This is a genomic window from Corynebacterium uterequi (assembly GCF_001021065.1).
GTDB lineage: Bacteria > Actinomycetota > Actinomycetes > Mycobacteriales > Mycobacteriaceae > Corynebacterium > Corynebacterium uterequi.
Window position 1 is genome coordinate 1,790,397 of sequence record NZ_CP011546.1, and the last position, 14,778, is coordinate 1,805,174.

The window sequence follows — 14,778 nt, forward strand, 5'->3', positions numbered from 1 at the left end:
CACGACTTTACTAGAGCTCAGCGAAGGACATGCCCGATTCCGCTGGTCAACACCCCACTAACGGGGTATCGATCACCGCCTACAATGGCGCGCACACCGTCGCGGCCTCCCCGCGGCTCCCCAACCCAGGGAAGGACCTCTCCGTGTCCCCTGTTCTCACCCGTCGTCACCGCTCCATGGCTATCGCCGCCTTCGGAACCATCGTTGAGTGGTATGACTTTTCCATCTTCTTCTACGTCGCTACCTCGTTAACCACGGTGTACTTCGGCGGCGACTCCACTAACCTGCTGTTTACCCTCGGCATAGCGGCCGTCGGCTTTCTCTTTCGCCCCATCGGGGCCATGGTCTTCGGGCACCTCGGAGACCGGATTGGGCGAAGAAACTCGCTGGTCATCTCTACTTCGCTCATGGCTTTAGCCATGATCGGCATCGCCGCTGTTCCCGGGGCGGACACCATCGGCGCCTGGGGCGGCGTAGCGGTGATCCTGCTGCGCTGCCTGGCCGGATTCTCGGTGGGGGCGGAGTACACGGGGATCATGGTCTATCTCATGGAATCAGCCACCGCCCGCAATCGAGGCTTCGCCGCCTCCTTAGCGGTCGTCTCCTCCGAAGTGGGATCGTTACTCGCTGTCGGCCTCGGAGCGGGGATGTCTCGCTCGTTGTCTCCCGAGCAGATGGATGCGTGGGGATGGCGGGTGCTGTTCCTCGTCGGCGGACTCATGGCACTGAGCATGATCCCGTTGCGTGGGCAGATGGAGGAGACCCACACCTTCGAACGTTCCCGAAACATCCAGCGACGAACGGGACGCTCACCACTGGTGGCGGTGCTCACCGAGCATCCGAGATCGGTCCTGCTCGCCTTTCTCATCTCCGCCACCGGGTCGGTGACCTACTTCCTCAACATCACCCACGTGCCCACCTACCTGGAGATCACGATGGGGCTGGACAGCGCCGTGTCGCTGTGGCTCGGCACTGTCGCAGCCCTCGCGGCGATCATCGCCACTCCCCTCGTCGGGCTCGCGGCGGACCGGGTGGGGCGACGGCGACTGTTCGTCCTCATCCTCGCGGTGGTGGTGTTAGGGACGGTTCCCGCCTATCAGGTGCTCGCGGCCCACGGCTCGACCGTGGCACTCATCGGTGTGACGGCGCTGGCCGTGCCGGCCGCTGCGTGGTCGGCGGTGGCGGCGTCGGCGGTGCCAGAGCAATTCACCGCAGTGGGCCGATTCTCCGGCATGGCGATCGGTTATAACGCGGCCACCGCGGTCTTCGGCGGCGGCGCCCCCTTAATCGCCACCTGGCTGCAAAATGTCAGCGGTTCCCCCCTTGCGCCCGCGCTCTTCGCCACCGTAGTGGCGGTCTGTGCCGGCGGCGCGGCGGTCGTGCTCATGCGAGACATGACCGGCCGCCCGCTCGTCGAACTAGACGAGGAAACCTCCGCTACTGCTTCGGAGTAGAGCTGTGTGAGCGGAACATCGTGTACACCCACCACGCTCCGAGGATCATGAGGAGGATGGGCAACAGCTTGAAGATGAGCCCCAGGGCGTGGAAGAACGCCCCGACGGCGCCCACGGTGCCAGCGAGCATGGTGACGATGCCCAGGATCATAGACAGCGGCTTGTTGTTATTCCAGGAGTAGTAGCTGCCGATGCCGGCCAGCACGGCCACGACGATGGAAGTAGCGGTGATTCCCATGATGACGATGTCCTTCCTTGAGACTTCCGCGTAGATACTAAGCCTGGGCGGGCAGCTGCGGCATCTCGAAGCGGTTGCGCTTGAGCTCGAAGAAGTAGGGGTATGCCGCGAGGGTCTCGTAGGCGTCGAACAGCTTTCCGGCGTCCTCGCCGGCCGGGTAGCGGGTGATGACCGGCCCGAAGAAGGCGTTGTCGCCGATCTGGACGATGGGGGTTCCGGAGTCGGAGCCCACGGCATCCTGCCCGGCCTGGTGGTAGACGCGCAGCTGCGCATCGACGTCCTCGTTGTGGGCGGCGGCCGCGTAGTCGGCGTCGAGGCCGGCGGCGTCGAGCGCCTGAGCGATAATGGCGTCGTACGCGCCGAAGCCCTCCTTGCCGCCGTTGCCCTGCTCATGGATGAGCTCACCCATGATGGTGTAAAGCTCGCCGACCTTCTCGGGGGCCTCCTGCTTGACCTTGGCAAAGACGCGGGCCGGGCCCCAGTTGGCTTCCATCTTCCGGGCGTAGGCGGCGGGGATGTCCGCGCCCTCGTTGAGAATGGACAAAGACATCGGAGTCCACTCGATGGCGAGGTCTCGGACCGTCGCGACTTCCTTAATCCAGCGCGAGGTCTTCCAGGCGAAGGGGCACGAGACGTCGAAGTAGAAGGTCACGGCAGTGGCCATGATTGTTGAGCCTTTCGTTGATATTTCACTGACTCCCCCACTGTAACCGAAGTGAGCGCGGCGATGACCGGTGTCTACGCTGGGGACCATGACTTCTTTGAACCTCACCGAGGCGGAGGCCGCCGCCCGCTCCGCCCTCGTCTATGGGGTGCATTACCGCATCCACGTGGACCTCACCCGCTCCGAGGAGCGCTTCCCCGCTGAGACCGTCGTCACCTTTAGCACCCGCGAGCCGGGCACGACCTTCATCGACTTGAGCACTGACGTCGCGCCGATCGTGGTCCTCGACGGCGCTTTGCTGGACACCTCGGGATACGTCGCCGAGCGTGGCATCGAGCTTCCCGAGCTCGCCGCCGGTGAGCACCGCCTCGAGGTCAAGGCGGACATTCCCTTCTCCCGGACGGGCCAAGGCCTGCACCGGGCCGTCGATCACGCCGACGGGCGCCCGTACTTCTATACGCAGTTCGAAACCGCGGATGCCAAGCGGATGTTTGCCTGCTTTGACCAGCCGGATATTAAGGCGACGTACGACCTCAGCGTCGTCGCCCGACCGGAGTGGAAGGTGATCCTCAACGAGGTTGCTGAGGTCACCCACGACGGCGACCGGGCCGTTCACCGCACCCAGATCGGCTATCCGCTGTCCACGTACCTGGTGGCAGTATGCGCCGGCGAGTACGCCGAGTTCCGTGACGTATGGCGCGGTCAGCTCACCCACCACCCCGAGACCCCGGAAGGTCAACCCACCGACATGGAGGTGCCGTTGGGGTTGTACTGCCGGGCGTCGCTCGCCGAGCACCTCGACGTCGACCGCCTCATGACGGAGACGAAACAGGGCTTCGATTTCTATCATCGACACTTCGGCTACGCGTACCCCTTCGGCAAGTATGACCAGATTTTTGTCCCTGAGTTCAACGCCGGAGCCATGGAAAATGCCGGCTGTGTCACCATCCGCGACGAGTACGTCTTCCGCTCCAAAGAGACCCACTACAAGTACGAACGTCGGGCCGAGACCATCCTCCACGAGCTCGCCCACATGTGGTTCGGCGACCTGGTGACGATGCGCTGGTGGGGAGACCTGTGGCTCAACGAGTCCTTCGCGACGTTCTCCGCCGCCATCTCCCAGTCTGAGGAAACCGCCTACGACACCGCCTGGGTCACGTTCGCCAACGTCGAGAAGGCCTGGGCGTACGGCCAGGATCAGTTGCCCACTACGCACCCGATCTCGACCGCGGCAGATGACATCGAGACAGTGGAGCAGAACTTCGACGGCATCACGTACGCGAAGGGAGCCAGCGTCCTAAAGCAGCTCCAGGCCTACGTGGGCCGGGACGCGTTCTTCGCCGGGGTGCGCGCCCACTTCGCCCAGCACGCGTTCGGCAACGCTACGTTCGACGATCTGCTCGCCGCCCTTGAGCAGGCCTCCGGCCGGGATTTGAGTTTCTGGGCGGATCAGTGGCTCAAGACCACCGGCATCAACCGCCTTGAGGTGGAGGCGGAAGTGTCCGAGGACGGGACGTACTCGCGCCTCGACATCGTGCAATCCGAACAGCCACTGCGCACGCACCGGGCGGCGGTAGGCGTCTACGACCTGCGCGATGGCCGCGTAACGCGCATTTCCCGCGCGGAATTGGACCTCACCGGCGAACGTACTGCCGTCGACGAGCTTGTTGGCACGCCCGCCGGCCGGCTCATCCTGCCCAACGACGACGACCTCACCTACGCCCTGTTCAGCCTGCACCCGGACGAGATCGACTTCGTCATCGCCAACATCGCCGCCTTCGACGATCCGATGGCACGCACGTTGTGCTGGTCGGCGGCGTGGCAGATGACCCGCGACGGTAAGCTGCGGGCACGCGACTTCATCGAGCTCGTGGCCCGCGGTGCCGAGTATGAGACGGAACTGGCGGTCACCGAACGCGTCTTGAACCAGGCCGCCACTGCCTGGCGACGCTTCGCCGATCCGGCCTGGGCCGAAAGCTCCACGGTGCTCGTCGACGCCCTGCTGCGGGGCGCACAGTCCGCCGACCCCGACGTGGCCATCATCTTCGAGCGGGTGTTGGCTGAGGTCGAACTCACTGATGCTGCGGCCGACCACTTGCGTAGTCTGCTGGATAGTGACGACGCCGATCAGCGGTGGCGCGCCCTCATCGCCCTCGTCGCCCGCGGGGAACTCAGCGAGGAGGATATCGCAGCCCATGCCGACCGCGATCACTCCTCCACGGGCGTACTCCAGGCGCTCAAGGCCCGCGCCGCCCGCCCTGACCCGGAGGTCAAGGCAAAGGTGTGGCAGAGGCTGTGCGCCCCGGGCCTGAGCAATCTGGAAACCCGGTACCTGCTCGAAGGTCTGGTCGCTCCGGGCGCCAAGCCGCACCTGGAGCAGTTCTCCGAGAGCTACTACGACACGGTACGCGGCGTCTGGGATGCACTGCCGCCGGAGTCCGCCCGCACCGTCGTGGCGGACACCTTCCCGCGCTGGGACCTCACCGAGGAAGGCCTTGCCCGAGGTCAGCGATTCCTGGACACGGATCTACCCGCGGCCCTCCGGCGCTTGCTGGCCGAGGAGGTCGATGCTCAAGCGCGGGCACTTCGGCTGCGCGCCGTCGATGCCGGGGCTACGGTAGAGACAATGAGATGATGAAAGAACTCTCATGGCGGCTTCATCAGGGATTCACTGCCCGGATCCATACTGAGTGAGTACCCCAGTATTCAATTCTGCGCCGCGAACGACCCAGAGGGATTGCACATGAGCTCCTTAAAGTCCGCCGCTCCGATCATCGCCATCGGGGCACTGATCGTCATCATTGGCTTGGGCGGCCTGGCTCTGGCCAATAACACGTCGAGCCCGGAGGTATCCGGGCCCGACGCGACCGTGAGCATCGCCCCAGCCACCGAGACGACCACGCCGTCTACGTCATCCTCCGAGGAGACGACGACCACGTCTTCGTCCTCGTCGCCATCCACCGAGCCCTCGGCTAGCAAGGATGCGAAGGCCACCACAGGTGAGAAGGCCAGCGGGCGCGCAGGCTCGGCAGGCTCGGCCTCTGGCGGCTCCGGCGGTTCAGGCTCTGGCGGCTCCGGCGGTTCAGGCTCGGGTGGCGGCGCCGTCCGGCCCGCCCCGGCACCGGCACCAGCACCAGCCCCGCAGATCAACCACCAGCCCTATGTCGACGACGACTACGACGATTGGGACGACGACTACGACGATGACTAAAACCTCTTCCCCGGCACCCTCGGGCGCTACCGCTGCGTCGGCCAGCACATCTCGACTGCGCCCGGCCTCCCTGGCAGAGTTCCTCCCACACCGTTCGCTGCGTTGGCGCATCGTGTGGTGGATCGTCGCCGTGGTCACGGTCGCGCTCTTTTCGGTGATTTTCATGTCCCGCTCGCTGCTGATCTCCGAGGTCAGCGACAACGCCAACGCCGCCGTCGAGCAGGAGTTGGAGGAGTTCCGCCGCTTCGCCACGGAGGGCATCGACCCGGCGACGCAGCAGCCGTTCACCTCGTCGGCGCGGCTCATCGAGACCTTCATGTCCCGGCAGTGGCCCGACGACGACGAGCTGTTCATCGGCCGGGCCGAAGGAAACCTCATCACCTTCGACTACACCGGTTGGTCCGGGTCCGTGCCGCCGCCGGTGGATACCCGTGGGGTGTTCGCCCGCGAGATCTTCGAGGCACCTCACGACTCGGGCGTTTTCCACGATCCTGACTTCGGTGACATCCACTGGGGTCGCGTGTCGGTGGCCGACGACCAACCGGCCAGTCTCGTGGTGGCCTACTTCACCGAGGAAGACCGCGGGGAGGTGGCCAGCCAGGTGCGGGTGATTGTCCTGGTGGGGTTGGCCGCTCTCATCGCCTCGGTGCTCATCGCCTATTTCATCGCCGGCCCCATCATCGCGCCGCTGCGCTCGGTACGCCACGTGGCACACAGCATCACCAACGCCGACCTGAGTCAGCGCGTGCCGGTGACGGGCAACGATGAGATCACCAAGCTGGCATTGACGTTCAACGAGATGCTCGACCGCTTGGAAAAGGCGTACCGGGAACAGCGTCAGTTCGTCGACGACGCCGGCCACGAGCTACGCACGCCCATCACCGTGGTGCGAGGTCAGCTGGAGTTGCTCGAATCCACGCCGCCGGAGCAGCGAGCTCGTTCCATTCAGCTCGCCATCGCCGAATTGGACCGGATGTCGCGCATGGTGACGGACATGCTCACTCTGGCGTTGGCCGACTCGGGCAATCTGGTGTCTACCGCCCCGCACGACGTCGCCGAGCTCATGATCGACATTGAGGACAAGGCCACGACGCTATCGGATCGGGTGTCCCTCGTCGACGTCGCCGAGGGCGTCGTTAACCTGGATGAAAACCGCGTCACCGAGGCCATCCTCGAACTCTATGGCAATGCTCTGCGCTACAGCGACGACGAGATTGTCATCGGCTCCGAGTACATCGGAGAGGGCGCGGACCGGATGCTGCAGATCTGGGTCCGGGACCGTGGGCCGGGCATCAGCTGGGACAAGCAGTCGACCATCTTCGATCGCTTCACCCGCGCGGAACGCAATGGCAACGCCCGCCCCACCGGCGGGGCCGGGCTGGGCCTCTCCATTGTCGCCGCCATCGCCGAGGGCCACGGCGGCCGGGCGTTTGTCGACTCGACAAGGGGCCTGGGCTCTATCTTCGGCATCGAGATCCCGGCCCTGGTCACCCACCGTGAGCCCCGAGAGGATCACGCATGAGCCGCGTCTTGATCGCTGAGGATGACCCCGGAATCGCCGACTTCATCGAACGTGGACTCACCGCGGCCGGCTACGCCTGCGATGTCGTCGATTCCGGCCCCGGCGCATACGCCATGGCCCGCACCGGGGATTTTGACCTCATGATCCTCGATCTGGGGCTACCGCACATGGACGGCGCGCAGGTACTAGAGGAATTGCGGGCCGTCGGCTCCGCTATGCCTGTCATCGTGCTCAGCGCCCGGACGAGCGTTGCGGATCGGGTGCGTTCCCTCGAAGGCGGCGCCGACGACTACATGCCCAAGCCCTTCCAATTCGCCGAGCTCTTGGCCCGGGTGCGCCTGCGCCTGGCGGCCAGTGCGGCGTCGAAGCAGGCTAGTTCAGCCGTCGACGCCGCGCGCCTCACCCACCGCGGCCTGGTGCTCGACCTGCGGGAGCACCGGGTGCGTGTGGGCGAGAAGTGGAAGGACCTGTCCCGGCGCGAGATGGGCTTGTTGGAGACGTTCATGCGCCACCCGGGGCAAATCCTGTCGAGAGTCCAGCTTCTCAGCATGGTGTGGGGCATGGATTTCGACCCGGGTTCCAACGTGGTTGACGTCTACATCCGCACTCTGCGCAAGAAGATCGGAGCCGACAAGATCGAAACGATCCGCGGCTCCGGGTACCGGCTGGTCTAGCCGCGCGTCGCCTGTAGTGTCTCCCAGGTGTCCTTCTCGACGTCGCCGACAGCGTCGATGACGGTGTCATTGCGACCCACCGACAGCGATACCAGAGTGCCGACCGGCATCGTCTCCGCCAAGTGCGTGGCCATGTCGAGGCGCAGGATGCCCTTGGACAGCGTGCCCTCGACGATGACGGAGGTGTAGATGCCGCGCAGCTGGCGATCGACCACCGCGTAGCGCCCGGCGGGGTCGACGGTGGCGAGCAGCTGCTCGGGTCGCAGCAGCGCCGAGGCGATCTCACCGACGTTCGGGGCCGACTCACGGTTGACGACCTTGAGCCGGGTGTCCAGCACGAGGATCTCCTCCGGGGAGATCATCTCACCGACCACCCGGTTGGCGATGCCGACGCTTTGTTGAATGCGACGGATTTCGTCACGCAGCTGGCCGCGCACCTTCGCGTCGAGAGCAGAAAGTGGCTCGTCGAGCAGCAACACGTCCGGCTCGATCGCCAAGGCGCGGGCCAGAGCGACGCGCTGCTGCTGACCGCCGGACATCTGACTCGGCAGCTTGGCGACGTGCTCGTGCAGGCCGACCAATTCCAGCAGCTCCTGCGCGCGCTTGGTGCGCTTGGCCTTGTCCAAGCCGCGGATCTTCAGCCCGTAAGCCACGTTGTCGGTGGCGTTCATGTGGGGTGCGGGGTGCCCAGTTTTCAGGACCAGGCTGGATTAGAGTCGCTGACAATCGACGTACCCACCACAGCATGGAGGGCACGCCCAACAACGTCGGAGCAGTTGGCCCAACGCCAAGGAAGTTGATACTGGAGTTCTATCCGAGCGATAGCTCGCGGCACAACGTCACCGAGTTCTTGCCGTCGATCATGCTGGCCACCGAGCTGGCGTTCGACAGGGCGTTTTCGACTTATTCCTTCTCGAAGCCCTCGCTCGCGCTGCATCCTGGGGAAATAGCGTCGGGAATCTCCGCCCGTGGTGGAACAATTACTTTAATTCCAGCACTTCCTAGCCGGCTTACGATGTGGTTATCACGCCGAGTTCAAGCGAGATTACCCACATCGCCTCTCTAACCTTCCCCCAACTCTTCACAACTGAAGACGGGACGCTGAGCGCTCACTCATGGGGCCTGCCTCACTGCGCGGCGCTGTTCTTCCTACTAGCCAACACACAGCCGCGGTGGGCTGGCGCCACCATCGAAGCGATTCCTCGCTTCGCCTAGCCCGCGCCGTCACGGCTCGGTTGAGACCCTAGCGCCGCGCGACAGCCGCCAGCGCCTGCTCGACATCGGCGAGAAGGTCGCCTACGTCTTCAATGCCCACGGAAATGCGCACGAGTTCTCGCGGTACCTCCAGCTGGGAACCGGTGGCGGACTGGTGCGTCATGCTCGCCGGATGTTCAAGCAGAGACTCAACACCTCCTAAGGACTCGGCCAGGCAGATGAGCGAGGTGGAGGTACAGAAAGTCTTCGCGTCATCCTCGCTGTGGAAGCTCACCGAGACCATCCCGCCGTAGCGCCGCATCTGCCGGGTGGCCACATCATGGCCCGGGTGGCTGGCAAGACCGGGATAGTGCACCGCCGCCACTACGTCGCCGCGGGAAGGCTCCGCGAGGTGATGCGCCAGCGCCTCGGCGTTGTCGCAGTGGCGATCCATCCGCACGCCGAGGGTCTTGATCCCCCGGGTGGTGAGGTAGGCGTCGAAGGGACTGAGGATAGCGCCGGCGCCGCCCTGATAAAACCGCAGCCGCTCGTCGAGGGCGGCGTCGCTGGTGACGACGAGTCCGCCGATGACGTCGGAGTGCCCGCCAAGATACTTGGTGGCGGAGTGCACGACGACGTCGGCGCCGAGTGCGAGCGGCGTCTGCAGGTACGGGGAGGCGAAGGTATTGTCCACCACGAGCAGGGCGTCGCCCTTGACCGCCGCGACCGCTGCGATGTCCGTGACGTTGAGCAGCGGGTTCGTCGGGGTTTCTAGCCAGATGAGCCGAGTATTGGTGGTAACCGCCGCCGCCACGGCGTCGGCATCCGTGGTGTCGACGACGGTGTAGTCAACGCCCCAGCGACCGAAGACGGTGTCGATGAGCCGCCAGGTGCCGCCGTAGGCATCATTGCCGAGTACCAGGTGCGCTCCCGGTTCCAGCAGGATACGCAGCAGCGTATCGGTGGCAGCCATTCCGGACCCGAAAGCGACGGCGAAGTCCGCCCCTTCCAAGGCGGCGACGGTGCGTTCCAGACTGGCCACCGTGGGGTTGGCGACCCGGCCGTACTCGTACCCGCCGCGCAGCTCGTTGGGGCCGTTTTGGGCAAAGGTGGTGGAGGCGTAGATGGGAACGTTGATGGGCCCCAAGTAGGGATCGGGTTCGTAGCCCGCGTGGATGGAGTGGGTGGAAAAGCCGTGGTTGGGGTTGAGGCTCACGGGGGCACGCTCCTTGTTAGCTAGCTGAACATCATTGTCTACGATTTATATCAAAAACTAGACTAAGCAGTCCACTGAAGGGTGCTGGCTGCGCTTCCACTAGTCCGCCCCTGGCATCGTGACTACTGTGTAGAGCGATGAATATGATTTTTGCCCAAGAAAATGGCGCGACGAGCTCCGTCGAGGAGTCCGTGAACGCCGTCAATTCCTGGTGGGATGACCCCACCACCCGCGAATGGCTGGTAGCCAAACCTCTACACATCCTCGCCGTCATCCTCATTGCGCTCATCCTGCAGTGGGTGCTGCGGCGCGTCATCAACCGGTTCGCATCCCACTACATCGAAAACGGCGGCGGCCCTGCGCTGTCGACGAAACTGCGCAACCGCATCATCGGCCAACCCGCCGCGAGCAGCGAGGCTGATTCCCAGGAGCAGGAACGCCGGCTCGACCACATCGATCAGGCCCGGGAGACCCGCCGCCGGTCCCGGGTGCGCACCCTCGCCAGGGTGTTGAGCTCGACCGGAGCGATCATCATCTGGGCCTGGGTGGTCCTCGACGTACTCAGCACCCTCGGTATCAACGTCGGGCCCATCATTGCCTCCGCCGGTGTCGTCGGCTTGGCCGTCGGTTTCGGCGCGCAGTCGCTCATCAAGGACTACATCGCCGGCATCTTCATGCTGTTGGAAGACCAGTACGGCGTGGGCGACGAGGTGGTCTTGGATAACGGCGTGTCCGGCACTGTCGAGGACATCACCCTGCGCATCACCAGCGTGCGCGACATTGACGGCACCCTGTGGTACGTCCGCAACGGTGAGGTGCTCTACATGGGCAACAATTCCGCCGGCTACGGCATCGCCCGAATGCAGATTCCGGTGGGGTTGACCGCCGACGCCACCGAAGCCTGGCAGGTCGTCCACGACGCTGCTCTCGCTGCCGCACAGTCGGAGACCATCCGCAACGCGGTTATCGAGGAACCTGCCACCCTCGGTGTCTCCGAGTTCAATCCGGATCACTTGTCCTACCGGGTCACCATCAAAACCATGCCGGGCGAGCAGTGGCGCGTGCAGCGCCACGTCCAGGGCTACATCCTCGACGAGATGAACAAGAAGGGCATCCCCACCCCCTACCCCTACGGCATTCCCCGTGCCGGCATTCCCCAGACCGGCAAGTAGGAACCAGTAGGCTCGTCACCTATGACGCAGCCCCCAGAGAAAAACGACACCAGCCTCTACGACGCCGTCGGCGGCGAGCCGACGTTCCGGAGGCTGGTGTCCGGCTTTTATGACCGCATAAAGACTGACGACCTGCTCAGCCCCATGTACCCCGAGGACGACCTCGCCGGCGCCGAAGACCGCCTGTTGTGGTTTCTCACCCAATACTGGGGTGGGCCCCGCACTTACCAGGAGCGCCGGGGCCACCCCATGCTCCGGCGGCGTCACTTCCCCTTCCACATCGATAACGCTGCCGCCGAGCGATGGCTGGAGCTCATGAGCGCCGCGCTGGCGGACATTGACGCCGACACCATCGATGACGACGCCCGCGCGGCAATGTGGAACCACATGCAGCGGGTGGCCTACATGATGATTAACGCCTAAATTGGCAGGATCCCGCCCACCGAGGAGTTTCGGTAGACGCTGCCGAACGGCGCGTCGAGGCGCACCCACCGGCCCCGTCGGGACACCCGCAGATGACGTGGAACGTCCATGGCCGCGCTGAGCCCCGGAATAAGCCCCAGGGAGGTGCAGGCAAAGATCATCCGCATGGGAACCTCCACGCTCGCCGGTGCTTCTGCGGTAGGTCCGGTGGCAGTCCCGGGAGCATCGGCGGTGACGGTGAGCACCGCCTGATCGAGCAACTTCGCCGGCGGTCCCATCGGCCCCGAGAATTGCCGGGTGAGCGCCTGGCCCGCGTCGGCCAGCTGTCGCACGACGCTAGCAGGAACCTCGTCGAGCAGCTGGAAACCGGACACCGGCGGCAGCGCCCCGGGCCAGTTCGGATCCCGGGCTGGGCCGATCTCCTGGCGCCCAGAGTTGAGTGCGTCGAGCAGATCGGTCGCCGCCACCACTGCCCCATCGCGGGAAATGGCGCCCTCGATGCGCCGCGCAGCCACGACCGACATCGGGGTGGTCACGAAGACGTCGAGCCTGCCAGCGCCGAGGTCGCGAAAACGCACCGATGCCGTCGCATCCATCCCCGCAGCCCGGCTGACGAGAGCGAGCAGACCGGGCAGCCCGGAGCGAACTATCAGCGTTTCAATAGGCATGTGGTGGGTTAGGCCTCGTCATCAACAGCGGCGTCGAGGGCCGGAGGTTGGGGCGCTCGGGTGAGGATCATGACCTCCTTCTCCGTCAACGACCGGGGCGCCTGCGTGGCTAAATCCATGGTGACCTGCACGCACGTCACCACACAGGTGGTTTTTCCCTGGCGGTCTTTAATCTCCTGCCGAGTGGTGAAGGACGTGTCCCCAACGTCGGCGACGAACGTCTCAACGGTGACCTCGCGGGTGTCGGGTTGAATGGGACGGAAGAAATCCACCTCCAACCGGCGGACATAGGCCGCGAAGGGGTGACCCTGGTTGTAGAAGTGCTCCTGCGCGAAAGCCAACCTGGCTTCCTGGGCGAACTCAATGTAATTGGCGTTCATGACGTGGCCGTAACGGTCGAAATCAGACCAGCGGACCGGCACTGTCATGGTATGGACGTTGCGAGGGTGGGTAGACACGACGCGACACCTCGTTTTCCTTATCGAAGCTTTTCGGTTATGGGTGCCCATTATAGGAAAATGCCCCGGCCTCGGCCAGGGCACGTGCGCAGAAGCTATGAATACAGCCGCGCGGCGTTAACGAGTCAGCTTGCGGTGCGACGAGGCCTTCGGGCCCACCGCATCCGCGCCGAAGCGCTCCACCTTGTTCTTCTCATAGTCGCCGAAGTTACCCTCGAACCAGAACCACGAGCCCTCCTCATGGTCGCCCTCCCAGGCGAGGATGTGGGTACACGTGCGGTCGAGGAACCAACGGTCGTGGGAAATGACCACGGCGCAACCCGGGAAGTTCGTCAAGGCGTTTTCCAGCGAGCCGAGGGTCTCAACGTCCAGGTCGTTAGTCGGCTCGTCGAGCAGAATCAGGTTTCCGCCCTGCTTCAGCGTCAACGCCAGGTTGAGGCGGTTGCGCTCACCGCCGGACAGCACCTTCGACGGTTTCTGCTGATCAGCTCCCTTGAAGCCGAAGGCGGACAGGTACGCCCGCGACGGCATCTCGTTCTGGCCCACGTGGATGTAGTCCAGGCCACCGGACACGACCTCCCACACGGTCAGCTCGGGGTCGATGTTCTCGCGGTTCTGATCCACGTAGGACAGGCGCACGGTGTCGCCTACCTCGACGGTGCCGGAATCCGGTTCCTCCAGGCCAACGATGGTCTTAAACAGCGTGGTCTTGCCCACACCGTTCGGGCCGATGACGCCGACGATGCCGTTACGCGGCAGGGTGAAGGACAAGTCCTTGATAAGAAGCCGCCCGTCGAAGCCCTTGTACAGGTCCTCCACCTCGACGACCTTGTTGCCCAGGCGGGGCGGGGTCGGGATTTGGATCTCTTCGAAATCGAGCTTCTTGTACTTCTCGGCCTCGGCGGCCATCTCCTCGTAGCGCTCCAGGCGGGCCTTGTTCTTGGCCTGCCGGGCCTTCGGCGACGACCGCACCCACGCCAGCTCGCTCTTAAGGCGCTTCTGCAGCTTCTGGTCCTTTCGGCCTGCCACTTCGAGACGCTCGGCCTTCTTCTCCAGGTAGGTGGAGTAGTTGCCCTCGTACGGGTAGAGCTGGCCACGGTCCACTTCGCAGATCCACTCGGCAACATTGTCGAGGAAGTAGCGGTCGTGAGTCACGGCGAGCACGGCGCCGGGGTAATCCTTGAGGTGCTTCTCCAGCCACAACACGCTCTCCGCGTCTAGGTGGTTGGTGGGCTCGTCGAGCAGCAGCAGATCCGGCTGAGTGAGCAGGAGCTTGGCCAGCGCGACGCGGCGCCGCTCGCCACCGGAGAGGTGAGTGACCGGGGAATCGGCCGGCGGGCAACGCAGAGCCTCCAGGGCCTGGTCAATCTTGGAGTCGACCTCCCAGGCATCCGCGGCGTCGAGAGCTTCCTGCAGCTTGCCCATCTCTTCCATGAGCTCATCTGAGTAATTGGTCGCCATTTCCTCGGCGATCTCCTCGAAGCGCTGCTTCTTGACCATGATGTCGCCGAGGCCTTCCTCGACGTTCTCCCGCACGGTCTTCTCCTCGTTGAGCGGCGGCTCCTGCAGCAGGATGCCGACGCTGGCGCCGGGATCCAGGAAGGCCTCGCCGTTGTTCGGCTCATCGATGCCCGCCATGATCTTCAGCAGGGAGGACTTACCAGCACCGTTCGGGCCGACGACACCAATCTTGGCGCCCGGGTAGAACGCCATGGTCACATTGTCCAAAATGACCTTATCCCCGATGGCCCGGCGAACGTTTTTCATCGTGTAGATGAATTCAGCCACAAAAACCCCTTAGTGCATCAGTTCCAGTAGTTAGGTTCTTCCAAAGGGTACATGATCCGCCGGCCGGATCCGGCCACCCCGACGCCCCGAACGGTG

Annotated in this window: 14 protein-coding genes; 7 read left to right on the forward strand and 7 right to left on the reverse strand. The window is 64.5% G+C overall.

Annotation, left to right across the window (positions count from 1 at the left end):
* Window positions 1-29 precede the first annotated feature (29 nt).
* Window positions 30-1,454: an MFS transporter gene (locus tag CUTER_RS08310; RefSeq protein WP_236684701.1), complete on the forward strand. Its 1,425-nt coding sequence runs from the start codon at window positions 30-32 to the stop codon at window positions 1,452-1,454.
* On the opposite strand, the gene CUTER_RS08315 is transcribed toward CUTER_RS08310, so the two are convergent.
* A complete protein-coding gene (locus CUTER_RS08315) occupies window positions 1,438-1,692 on the reverse strand; it encodes a hypothetical protein (RefSeq protein ID WP_047260037.1) in 255 nt (84 codons plus the stop codon). The two genes, CUTER_RS08310 and CUTER_RS08315, sit on opposite strands and share 17 nt — an antisense overlap.
* A gap of 37 nt (window positions 1,693-1,729) precedes the next feature.
* Window positions 1,730-2,356 carry a mycothiol-dependent nitroreductase Rv2466c family protein gene (locus tag CUTER_RS08320; protein WP_047260038.1) on the reverse strand — a complete coding sequence of 209 codons (627 nt, stop codon included), beginning with the start codon at window positions 2,354-2,356 and terminating at the stop codon, window positions 1,730-1,732.
* Window positions 2,357-2,444: 88 nt separating this feature from the next.
* Between CUTER_RS08320 and pepN the strand changes: the two genes are divergently transcribed.
* From pepN to CUTER_RS08340, 4 genes are all read left to right on the forward strand, one after another.
* Window positions 2,445-4,991, forward strand: coding sequence for an aminopeptidase N (gene pepN, locus CUTER_RS08325; protein WP_047260039.1), 2,547 nt, complete (start codon window positions 2,445-2,447; stop codon window positions 4,989-4,991).
* A 108-nt stretch (window positions 4,992-5,099) separates the two neighbouring features.
* A complete protein-coding gene (locus CUTER_RS11750) occupies window positions 5,100-5,567 on the forward strand; it encodes a hypothetical protein (RefSeq protein ID WP_047260040.1) in 468 nt (155 codons plus the stop codon).
* Between the two features lie 70 nt (window positions 5,568-5,637).
* A complete protein-coding gene (locus tag CUTER_RS08335; protein ID WP_047260722.1) occupies window positions 5,638-7,089 on the forward strand; it encodes a sensor histidine kinase in 1,452 nt (483 codons plus the stop codon).
* On the forward strand, window positions 7,086-7,763 hold the full coding sequence (locus tag CUTER_RS08340; RefSeq protein ID WP_047260041.1) for a response regulator transcription factor: 678 nt from the start codon (window positions 7,086-7,088) through the stop codon (window positions 7,761-7,763). The genes CUTER_RS08335 and CUTER_RS08340 overlap by 4 nt, the downstream gene beginning before the upstream one ends.
* On the opposite strand, the gene CUTER_RS08345 is transcribed toward CUTER_RS08340, so the two are convergent.
* Both CUTER_RS08345 and CUTER_RS08350 read right to left on the reverse strand, forming a co-directional pair.
* The gene (locus CUTER_RS08345) at window positions 7,760-8,434 is read right to left on the reverse strand and encodes an ATP-binding cassette domain-containing protein (protein WP_052844090.1); all 675 of its coding nucleotides are present in this window, start codon (window positions 8,432-8,434) and stop codon (window positions 7,760-7,762) included. The two genes, CUTER_RS08340 and CUTER_RS08345, sit on opposite strands and share 4 nt — an antisense overlap.
* A 572-nt stretch (window positions 8,435-9,006) precedes the next feature.
* Window positions 9,007-10,173 carry a cystathionine gamma-synthase gene (locus CUTER_RS08350; protein ID WP_047260042.1) on the reverse strand — a complete coding sequence of 389 codons (1,167 nt, stop codon included), beginning with the start codon at window positions 10,171-10,173 and terminating at the stop codon, window positions 9,007-9,009.
* A gap of 137 nt (window positions 10,174-10,310) precedes the next feature.
* On the opposite strand from CUTER_RS08350, the gene CUTER_RS08355 reads away from it, so the two are divergent.
* Entirely contained in the window at window positions 10,311-11,345 is a 1,035-nt protein-coding gene (locus tag CUTER_RS08355; protein WP_047260043.1) for a mechanosensitive ion channel family protein, read from the forward strand.
* Window positions 11,346-11,366: 21 nt separating this feature from the next.
* Window positions 11,367-11,768 (forward strand): globin domain-containing protein, encoded by a 402-nt coding sequence (locus CUTER_RS08360; RefSeq protein ID WP_047260044.1) that lies wholly within the window; start codon window positions 11,367-11,369, stop codon window positions 11,766-11,768.
* Here the strand turns inward: CUTER_RS08360 and CUTER_RS08365 are convergent.
* The 3 genes from CUTER_RS08365 to ettA form a co-directional block, all read right to left on the reverse strand.
* Window positions 11,765-12,436, reverse strand: a complete 672-nt coding sequence (locus CUTER_RS08365; RefSeq protein WP_047260045.1) for a hypothetical protein — start codon at window positions 12,434-12,436, stop codon at window positions 11,765-11,767. The two genes, CUTER_RS08360 and CUTER_RS08365, sit on opposite strands and share 4 nt — an antisense overlap.
* 8 nt (window positions 12,437-12,444) lie before the next feature.
* Window positions 12,445-12,894: an acyl-CoA thioesterase gene (locus tag CUTER_RS08370; protein WP_236684702.1), complete on the reverse strand. Its 450-nt coding sequence runs from the start codon at window positions 12,892-12,894 to the stop codon at window positions 12,445-12,447.
* A gap of 117 nt (window positions 12,895-13,011) precedes the next feature.
* Window positions 13,012-14,682 carry an energy-dependent translational throttle protein EttA gene (gene ettA, locus CUTER_RS08375; protein WP_047260047.1) on the reverse strand — a complete coding sequence of 557 codons (1,671 nt, stop codon included), beginning with the start codon at window positions 14,680-14,682 and terminating at the stop codon, window positions 13,012-13,014.
* Window positions 14,683-14,778: the final 96 nt, after the last annotated feature.

Bases quoted from the DNA above. Each gene is read 5' to 3' on its own strand.
- CUTER_RS08310 (WP_236684701.1), top strand. From the start codon at position 30: ATGCCCGATTCCGCTGGTCAACACCCCACTAACGGGGTATCGATCACC.
- CUTER_RS08315 (WP_047260037.1), bottom strand. From the start codon at position 1,692: ATGGGAATCACCGCTACTTCCATCGTCGTGGCCGTGCTGGCCGGCATC.
- CUTER_RS08320 (WP_047260038.1), bottom strand. From the start codon at position 2,356: ATGGCCACTGCCGTGACCTTCTACTTCGACGTCTCGTGCCCCTTCGCC.
- pepN (WP_047260039.1), top strand. From the start codon at position 2,445: ATGACTTCTTTGAACCTCACCGAGGCGGAGGCCGCCGCCCGCTCCGCC.
- CUTER_RS11750 (WP_047260040.1), top strand. From the start codon at position 5,100: ATGAGCTCCTTAAAGTCCGCCGCTCCGATCATCGCCATCGGGGCACTG.
- CUTER_RS08340 (WP_047260041.1), top strand. From the start codon at position 7,086: ATGAGCCGCGTCTTGATCGCTGAGGATGACCCCGGAATCGCCGACTTC.
- CUTER_RS08345 (WP_052844090.1), bottom strand. From the start codon at position 8,434: ATGAACGCCACCGACAACGTGGCTTACGGGCTGAAGATCCGCGGCTTG.
- CUTER_RS08355 (WP_047260043.1), top strand. From the start codon at position 10,311: ATGAATATGATTTTTGCCCAAGAAAATGGCGCGACGAGCTCCGTCGAG.
- CUTER_RS08360 (WP_047260044.1), top strand. From the start codon at position 11,367: ATGACGCAGCCCCCAGAGAAAAACGACACCAGCCTCTACGACGCCGTC.
- CUTER_RS08365 (WP_047260045.1), bottom strand. From the start codon at position 12,436: ATGCCTATTGAAACGCTGATAGTTCGCTCCGGGCTGCCCGGTCTGCTC.